Genomic DNA, 7,108 nt, shown 5'->3' with positions numbered 1-7,108 from the left:
GGTTTCCTGCGCAACGTTAATCGGCGCAGGGTTAGTCGGCCCCTAAGGTGAGGCAGAAATGCGTAATCGATGGGAAACAGGCTAATATTCCTGTACCTCGTGATACTGCGACGGGGGGACGGAGAAGGCTAGATCAGCCGGGCGTTGGTTGTCCCGGTTTAAGCGAGTAGGGAGTGATTCCAGGAAAATCCGGTTTCACAATCCCGAGACGTGATGACGAGTTCCTACGTGGAGCGAAGTGATCGATGCCATGCTTCCAAGAAAATCCTCTAAGCTTCAGGTATCACGGGACCGTACCCGAAACCGACACAGGTGGGCAGGGTGAGAATCCCAAGGCGCTTGAGAGAACTCGGGTGAAGGAACTAGGCAAAATGGTACCGTAACTTCGGGAGAAGGTACGCCCTTGGTGGTGACGGGACTTGCTCCCTGAGCTGCTGAGGGTCGCAGAGACCAGGCCGCTGCGACTGTTTATTAAAAACACAGCACTCTGCAAACTCGAAAGAGGACGTATAGGGTGTGACGCCTGCCCGGTGCCGGAAGGTTAATTGATGGGGTTAGCTTCGGCGAAGCTCTTGATCGAAGCCCCGGTAAACGGCGGCCGTAACTATAACGGTCCTAAGGTAGCGAAATTCCTTGTCGGGTAAGTTCCGACCTGCACGAATGGCGTAACGATGGCGGCACTGTCTCCACCCGAGACTCAGTGAAATTGAAATCGCTGTGAAGATGCAGTGTACCCGCGGCTAGACGGAAAGACCCCGTGAACCTTTACTACAGCTTCACACTGAACTTTGAACCTGCTTGTGTAGGATAGGTGGGAGGCTTTGAAGCGGCGACGCCAGTCGTCGTGGAGCCAACCTTGAAATACCACCCTGGCATGTTTGAAGTTCTAACCTAGTCCCGTTATCCGGGACAGAGACAGTGTGTGGTGGGTAGTTTGACTGGGGCGGTCTCCTCCCAAAGAGTAACGGAGGAGTGCGAAGGTACCCTCAGCGCGGTCGGAAATCGCGCACTGAGTGCAAAGGCAAAAGGGTGCTTGACTGCGAGACAGACAAGTCGAGCAGGTGCGAAAGCAGGTCTTAGTGATCCGGTGGTTCTGTATGGAAGGGCCATCGCTCAACGGATAAAAGGTACTCCGGGGATAACAGGCTGATACTGCCCAAGAGTCCATATCGACGGCAGTGTTTGGCACCTCGATGTCGGCTCATCACATCCTGGGGCTGAAGCAGGTCCCAAGGGTATGGCTGTTCGCCATTTAAAGTGGTACGCGAGCTGGGTTTAGAACGTCGTGAGACAGTTCGGTCCCTATCTGCCGTGGGCGTCGGAAATTTGAGAGGATCTGCTCCTAGTACGAGAGGACCGGAGTGGACGTACCTCTGGTGTTCCGGTTGTCACGCCAGTGGCATTGCCGGGTAGCTAAGTACGGAAGGGATAACCGCTGAAAGCATCTAAGCGGGAAGCCCACCTCAAGATGAGATTTCCCTGGACCCTCGAGGTCCCTGAAGGGCCGTCGGAGACTACGACGTTGATAGGCTGGATGTGGAAGCGCAGTAATGTGTGAAGCTAACCAGTACTAATTGCCCGTGCGGCTTGACCATACAACCCCAAACGGTTTGGGTGTGTATATGGTCCGAAATCGACATAACACTGCGCCTGGATGCTTTTCCGAATTCTGTGTATCGGATTTAACCGGTACGCGGTACAAGTTTGCCTGGCGGCAATGGCGAGTGGGAACCACCCGATCCCATCCCGAACTCGGAAGTGAAACCGCTCAGCGCCGATGATAGTTTGGGGCTTCCCCATGCGAAAGTAGGTCACTGCCAGGCACTTACTCCAAAACCCCGTGGTCGAGCAGACCACGGGGTTTTTTTATGGGCATGGGAAACCGCCGGGCGACAGGTTCCATCAACCGGAGACCTCGGGCATGGCATGGAACTGCACAGGGGGTGATGGATCTACCGAAGGCGCGTCAACGAGACGCGCCGCCCGCGTCGGACAGGCGTTGGTAGTGGTCCATCACGCGGACGATATAGTTCTGGGTTTCACGGAACGGCGGAACGCCCTGGTGGCGCTGTACCGCGCCGGGTCCTGCATTGTACGCGGCGAGTGCGAGGGTGGTGTCCTGGTCGAACCGCTGGAGCATCTGTTGCAGGTAGCGGATGCCGCCGCGTATGTTTTGCGTGGCGTCGAAGCTGTCCCGTACCCCGAGTTCCCGGGCAGTGGCGGGCATGAGTTGCATCAGGCCCTGGGCGCCCACCCGGGACACGGCGTGACGGTCGAAGCAGGATTCCACCGTGATGACCGCATGCACCAACTCCGGGTCCACACCATACTGGTTGGCGAAATCACGGACCGTATTGGCATAAGGGCGGGCCCGCTCGGCCAGGATCCGCGGCGTGATGCCCTGACAGGCATGTGAAGCCGTGGGACGTCCATACGTGCCGATGTAGGTGTAATCGGGCCCCATGATGCGCCGGTCGGTAAACAGGCGGGTCCCGTCGGCACCCCGATGGATATGAATCTGGCCTTGTGCCGGTACGGCCGGCGACTGAAGGGCCAGGCCTGCCGCCGCAAGCAGCAACCAGAAAATGCCCCTTCTTTGAATCAGCCGCATTGTGTTCCTCCCCTGAGGACACGATCATAGCGTACAGGCCGCCAGCTCAAGAAGGGTGCGGTAATACCATCCGTCCAGCCAGGAACCTATGCCGTCAGAATTTTCGCGAGATCTTCAGGCAGAACAGGATGCGATCGCGCTGATTCGCTGCCTGGCCTGGCATGGCGACCAACCTGCCGGATGGCCCCGGCTCGGCCTGCCGCAGCGGCGTCTGGCGGCCGCGCAGCAGGTCATGGCGGACTGGGGCCTGGTCCTGGAGGAACCAACGACCGGAAAGTGGCGATGGCCGGGCGACGCTCCGGCGTTGCTCGACGCGGAACGTATTATGTCCGAGCTCCCCGACGGCGTCAGGGAACGTCTGGAAGTCCGGGTGTTCCCGGTCATCGATTCCACCAATGCCTGGGTGTCCGCGCAGTCGCCGTCGATTCGCAACCTCGCGTGCCTCGCCGAGTACCAGACGGCCGGTCGTGGCCGGCGCGGGCGTCAGTGGCACATGCCCTTTGGGTCCGGCATTGCGATGAGCATGCGCTGGGATACGTCGCGATGGGTCGACGTGCCGCCTCGTGTCACCCTGGCCCTGGGGATAGCGATAGCCGGTTTGTTGCGCGAGATGGGTGTGGACGGGATCGGCGTGAAATGGCCAAACGACCTGCTGGTGTCCGGACGCAAGCTGGGCGGCATCCTGGTGGAGCAGCGCCGAAGTTCGGATCAGTCCTGGTTGGTCATCGGGTTGGGGCTCAACGTGCGGTTGCCGCCCTCTGCCCCCATCGATCAACCCTGGACCGACCTGGCGTCGGTGCTGCCCGGATCGCTGCCGGAGCGCAACCGCCTTGCGGCCCTGCTGCTGGAGGTCCTGGCGGACGCGCTTTGCGCGTTTCCCGCACAGGATCCCGGCCAATTGGGCAGACAGTGGGCGGCGTTCGATGTGCTGGCCGGCGAGCCGGTGCGGGTTGAGTGTCCCGATGGTGTGATCGATGGACTGGCATCGGGTGTGGATGAAGCAGGGCGTCTGCGGGTGGCGAACGGCGAAGCGCAGTGGCTGCTGCACTCCGGTGAGGTGCGGGTGCGGAGGCTGGCATCATGAAGCTCCTGCTGGATGCCGGCAACAGTCGGCTCAAGTGGGCGATTGTGGAAAGGGGGGCAGAGCCGGTAACCGGCGCGGTGTCACCCGACGAAGAGGGGCTCTCGGAACTGGCCGGCCGGATTGTCGCTGAGGGGGCACCCGAGCGGGTTGCGCTGGTCAGTGTGCGGGATGCGGCGTTTGCCGATCAGGTGTCCGGTTGGTGTGTCCGGCAGGGTCTGCCGTCACCGTTTGTGGTGCGTACGGGCCGTGGCGCCCATGGCGTCTGGCCTGCCTACGCGCAGGTGGAGGCCCTGGGTACGGACCGTTACGCGGCCATGGTGGCTGCGCACCGCCTGTTCGAGGGGCCGCTGGTGGTGGTGGACTGTGGCACAGCGGTGACCATCGATGCCCTGGACGAACACGGGCGGCATCTGGGCGGGCTGATTCTGCCCGGCTTGTCGCTGATGCGGCGCAGTCTCTGTGCGGGAACCGCGGCACTGCCCGATGTGGACGAGCGCCGTATCTCGTCCCTGGCGGCCAATACCGTCGACCAGATCGCTTCGGGTACGGTGTTGGGGCTCGCCAGTGCCGTGGACGGGTTGTGCGAGCGAGTGACTGAAGTCATGGGCCCGGCAGTTCCCGCGCGGGTGTTGACCGGCGGGGATGCTGCCCTGATCGATGCTCATGGCAGGTTGTCCTATGCGTGGCGTCCCTGGCTGGTGTTTCAGGGCGCATTTTTCATCATGGAGGGTGACGCATGCGATCCCTGGCGCTCCTGCTGATCGCCCTGAATCTGGCGTTTCTCTACTGGCATACGTTTCACCGGGAGCCCGCCGCACCGGTATTTCCGTCCACCGAGGTCAACAGTCATCCGGGCGCGGCTCGTCTCGTACTCCTGTCAGAGCGGGACGAGCAATCGGTTTACGAACCGGTTGGCGCGGGCCTGCGTTGCGAGACCGTCGGGCCGCTCATGGATCCTGACGCTGCGGGGTCCCTGCAGGCGGTTCTGGAGGAGCAGGGTGCCCTGGCCGGTTTGCGCACTTCGTCCCGGGAGGTGGTGTCCGCCTACTGGGTGTTCCTGCCGCCCCAGGCCAACCGCCAGGCGGCGCTGCAACTGGCCAGGACGCTCACCGGGCGGGGGCTTGAGGATCTGTATGTCCTGAATGAGGGGGAGCAGCGCAATGCGCTGTCCCTCGGTCTCTTCTCGGAGCATGCGCGTGCCGTGCGCCGTGTGCGTCAGGTGGAGGCCCTTGGGTATGCGCCCCGCATCGAGGCGCGCTTTCGTACTCAGACCGTCTACTGGCTGGATCTGGTGATACCCGAGGACCGGATCGGCTCCGTGTTTATACCGAACGGATTGGGTCGCATGGATCGCCCGTGCCCCGCGGAAGTCGACGTCACCGGGCGATGATTGCCCGCCCGCGGTTGCTGGAGTAGTATTTCGCGTTCGATTCTGCTGGCGTAGCTCAGTTGGTAGAGCAGCTGATTTGTAATCAGCGGGTCGCAGGTTCGACTCCTGTCGCCAGCTCCGATTCTCTCCCCCGGCTTGTCCAATCCGTCCTTCGGGACAGCCTGGGGCTTGTCAGTGAAAACCGGGCGTAACCATCGCCCCTGTCCTGCTGTTCCGGGTGCTCGACGCGTACTGTCCCGCTGCCGGAATCTTCCCGCTTTCCTCACCGAACAGGTTCGGTGCATGCGTCCATCGGCGCTTGTCCCGGGATGCGTTCGCACATAGACTGCGGTCTTAAAATGTGCGATAGATCACAAAAGGCTCGCATGAGCCCGCCAATCCATGTGTATACCCATTCGGCACGTCGCTGTGCCAACACGCGTGATAACGGCCCGCTGAGTCGGCCGTATCCCTCGCCGGCAACAGGATCACAAGCATGTCCTTGACCCCCCGTAACGCCAAGGTGGCCCGCAGGGCCCGCATGGTCGCCATTTCCCTCGGCGCTGTCATCGTCCCCTGGGTGGTCGCCCCGTGGGCCGCGCAAGCAGGGGTTGCGGTCATCACGCAGATCCAGGATGCGGTGTCGATCTCGGTCAGCGTGAGTACGGGCGGTGACAGCGGCGATGGCGGTCAGGTCAGTGGCGACGGCGTCGGCGGGGCGGGCGGCGATGGCGGTGACGGCGGCGACTTCGCAACGGCCATTGTCCAGCAGATGGCCTCAGCAAATGTCATTGAGGAGGGTACGGTCACGCAGCTTCAGGAGGCGGTGTCGATCTCGGCCAGTGAGAGTACGGGCGGCGTCGGGGGTGATGGCGGTGATGCCAGTGGCTTCGGCGTCGGCGGGGCGGGTGGTGCCGGGGGTGCCGGGGGTGATGGCGAAACGGCCATTGTTGCCCAGACGGTAGAAGGTCAGGTCACCAACGGGGGCACGGTGACACAGTCCCAGGACGGGGTGGCGATCGCGGCCAACAACAGTACGGGCGGTGCCGGTGGTGCTGGTGGCGACGCCAGCGAGGACGGCGTCGGCGGGGCGGGTGGTGCCGGGGGTGCCGGGGGTGATGGCGAAACGGCCATTGTTGCCCAGACGGTAGAAGGTCAGGTCACCAACGGGGGCACGGTGACACAGTCCCAGGACGGGTCGGCGATCGCGGCCAATGAGAGTACGGGCGGTGCCGGTGGTGCCGGTGGTGACGCCAGTGGGGAAGGCATTGGCGGGGCGGGTGGCGCCGGGGGTGCCGGGGGCGACGGTGGTACGGCCATCGTTGTCCAGACGGCCGACGGGAAGGTGACCGGCGGAGGCACGGTGACACAGGCCCAGGAGGCGCTGGCGATAGCGGGTTCGGGGGGTGCCGGTGGTGCCGGTGGCCATGGTGGAGACGCCGGTGACTTGGGCGTGGCCGGGGCTGGCGGTGATGGTGGTGCGGGGGGCCATGGCGGGACGGCCGTTGTCGTCCAGACGGCCGAAGGTGAGGTCACCCGCGGGGGCACGGTGACACAGGCCCAGGATGCCGTGGCCACGGCGGGTGCGGGTGGCGCCGGTGGTGCCGGGGGCAATGGTGGAGGTGCCAGCGGCGACGGTGTCGGTGGTGCGGGTGGTCCCGGCGGGGCGGGCGGTACGGGCGGAGATGCTCTGGTTGTCATGAATCTGCAAGGTGAGGCCGTCGATGGCAGCCTGGTCCGGCAGACGCAGGAAGCCGTTGCCATTGGTGGTGACGCGAGTGGTCCTGGTGGTGGTGACGTCGTCATCAGCATGGATGCGAGCGCGCAGGCGCTCGCCGGCAGCCGGATTGAACAGGCCCAGTCCGGGATCGGTCTGGCCGGCGATCAGGCCTCGGTCCTGAATCTGCAGGCCGATGCAGGCGCTCATGGTGGGGGGTCCGGCCGGATTCAGGGGTCATCACCCGGTGCGCTGTTCGGGGACAGATCAGGCGGCCGGCTGACCGTTGGCCAGGGCAGTTCGGGAGCGCGGATCACGCAATCGGGT

5 protein-coding genes, 1 tRNA gene and 2 rRNA genes (1 of these 8 only partly in view) are annotated in these 7,108 nt (G+C 63.5%); 6 read left to right on the top strand and 2 right to left on the bottom strand.

All coding sequences use genetic code 11. The features are described from left to right. Positions 1-1,595, top strand: a 23S ribosomal RNA gene (locus tag THITHI_RS0106155); it begins 1,292 nt to the left of the window's first position. Between the two features lie 112 nt (positions 1,596-1,707). Continuing rightward, a 5S ribosomal RNA gene (gene rrf / locus THITHI_RS0106150) occupies positions 1,708-1,823 on the top strand. A gap of 143 nt (positions 1,824-1,966) precedes the next feature. Here rrf and THITHI_RS18555 read toward each other — a convergent pair. Further along, positions 1,967-2,611 carry a lytic transglycosylase domain-containing protein gene (locus THITHI_RS18555; protein ID WP_018232199.1) on the bottom strand — a complete coding sequence of 215 codons (645 nt, stop codon included), beginning with the start codon at positions 2,609-2,611 and terminating at the stop codon, positions 1,967-1,969. An 88-nt stretch (positions 2,612-2,699) separates the two neighbouring features. Here THITHI_RS18555 and THITHI_RS18550 point away from each other — a divergent pair, with 88 nt between their 5' ends. The 4 genes from THITHI_RS18550 (at position 2,700) to THITHI_RS0106125 (ending at position 5,202) form a co-directional block, all read left to right on the top strand. Further along, on the top strand, positions 2,700-3,695 hold the full coding sequence (locus THITHI_RS18550; protein WP_018232198.1) for a biotin--[acetyl-CoA-carboxylase] ligase: 996 nt from the start codon (positions 2,700-2,702) through the stop codon (positions 3,693-3,695). Further along, positions 3,692-4,456: a type III pantothenate kinase gene (locus THITHI_RS0106135; RefSeq protein WP_018232197.1), complete on the top strand. Its 765-nt coding sequence runs from the start codon at positions 3,692-3,694 to the stop codon at positions 4,454-4,456. Before THITHI_RS18550 ends, THITHI_RS0106135 begins: the two co-directional genes overlap by 4 nt. Continuing rightward, on the top strand, positions 4,432-5,085 hold the full coding sequence (locus THITHI_RS0106130; RefSeq protein WP_018232196.1) for a hypothetical protein: 654 nt from the start codon (positions 4,432-4,434) through the stop codon (positions 5,083-5,085). The genes THITHI_RS0106135 and THITHI_RS0106130 overlap by 25 nt, the downstream gene beginning before the upstream one ends. Before the next feature lie 44 nt (positions 5,086-5,129). Then, a tRNA-Thr gene (locus tag THITHI_RS0106125) sits at positions 5,130-5,202 on the top strand. Between the two features lie 640 nt (positions 5,203-5,842). On the opposite strand, the gene THITHI_RS20765 is transcribed toward THITHI_RS0106125, so the two are convergent. Then, positions 5,843-6,991: a hypothetical protein gene (locus THITHI_RS20765; RefSeq protein ID WP_026186103.1), complete on the bottom strand. Its 1,149-nt coding sequence runs from the start codon at positions 6,989-6,991 to the stop codon at positions 5,843-5,845. Positions 6,992-7,108: the final 117 nt, after the last annotated feature.

The sequence above is a fragment of the Thioalkalivibrio thiocyanodenitrificans ARhD 1 genome (assembly GCF_000378965.1).
GTDB lineage: Bacteria > Pseudomonadota > Gammaproteobacteria > Ectothiorhodospirales > Ectothiorhodospiraceae > Thioalkalivibrio_A > Thioalkalivibrio_A thiocyanodenitrificans.
This window is presented reverse-complemented; position numbering and strand designations above follow the sequence as displayed.

Excerpts from the sequence above, each read along its gene's own strand:
- THITHI_RS18555 (WP_018232199.1), bottom strand. The coding sequence starts at position 2,611 with ATGCGGCTGATTCAAAGAAGGGGCATTTTCTGGTTGCTGCTTGCGGCG.
- THITHI_RS0106130 (WP_018232196.1), top strand. The coding sequence starts at position 4,432 with ATGCGATCCCTGGCGCTCCTGCTGATCGCCCTGAATCTGGCGTTTCTC.
- THITHI_RS0106135 (WP_018232197.1), top strand. The coding sequence starts at position 3,692 with ATGAAGCTCCTGCTGGATGCCGGCAACAGTCGGCTCAAGTGGGCGATT.
- THITHI_RS20765 (WP_026186103.1), bottom strand. The coding sequence starts at position 6,991 with ATGAGCGCCTGCATCGGCCTGCAGATTCAGGACCGAGGCCTGATCGCC.
- THITHI_RS18550 (WP_018232198.1), top strand. The coding sequence starts at position 2,700 with ATGCCGTCAGAATTTTCGCGAGATCTTCAGGCAGAACAGGATGCGATC.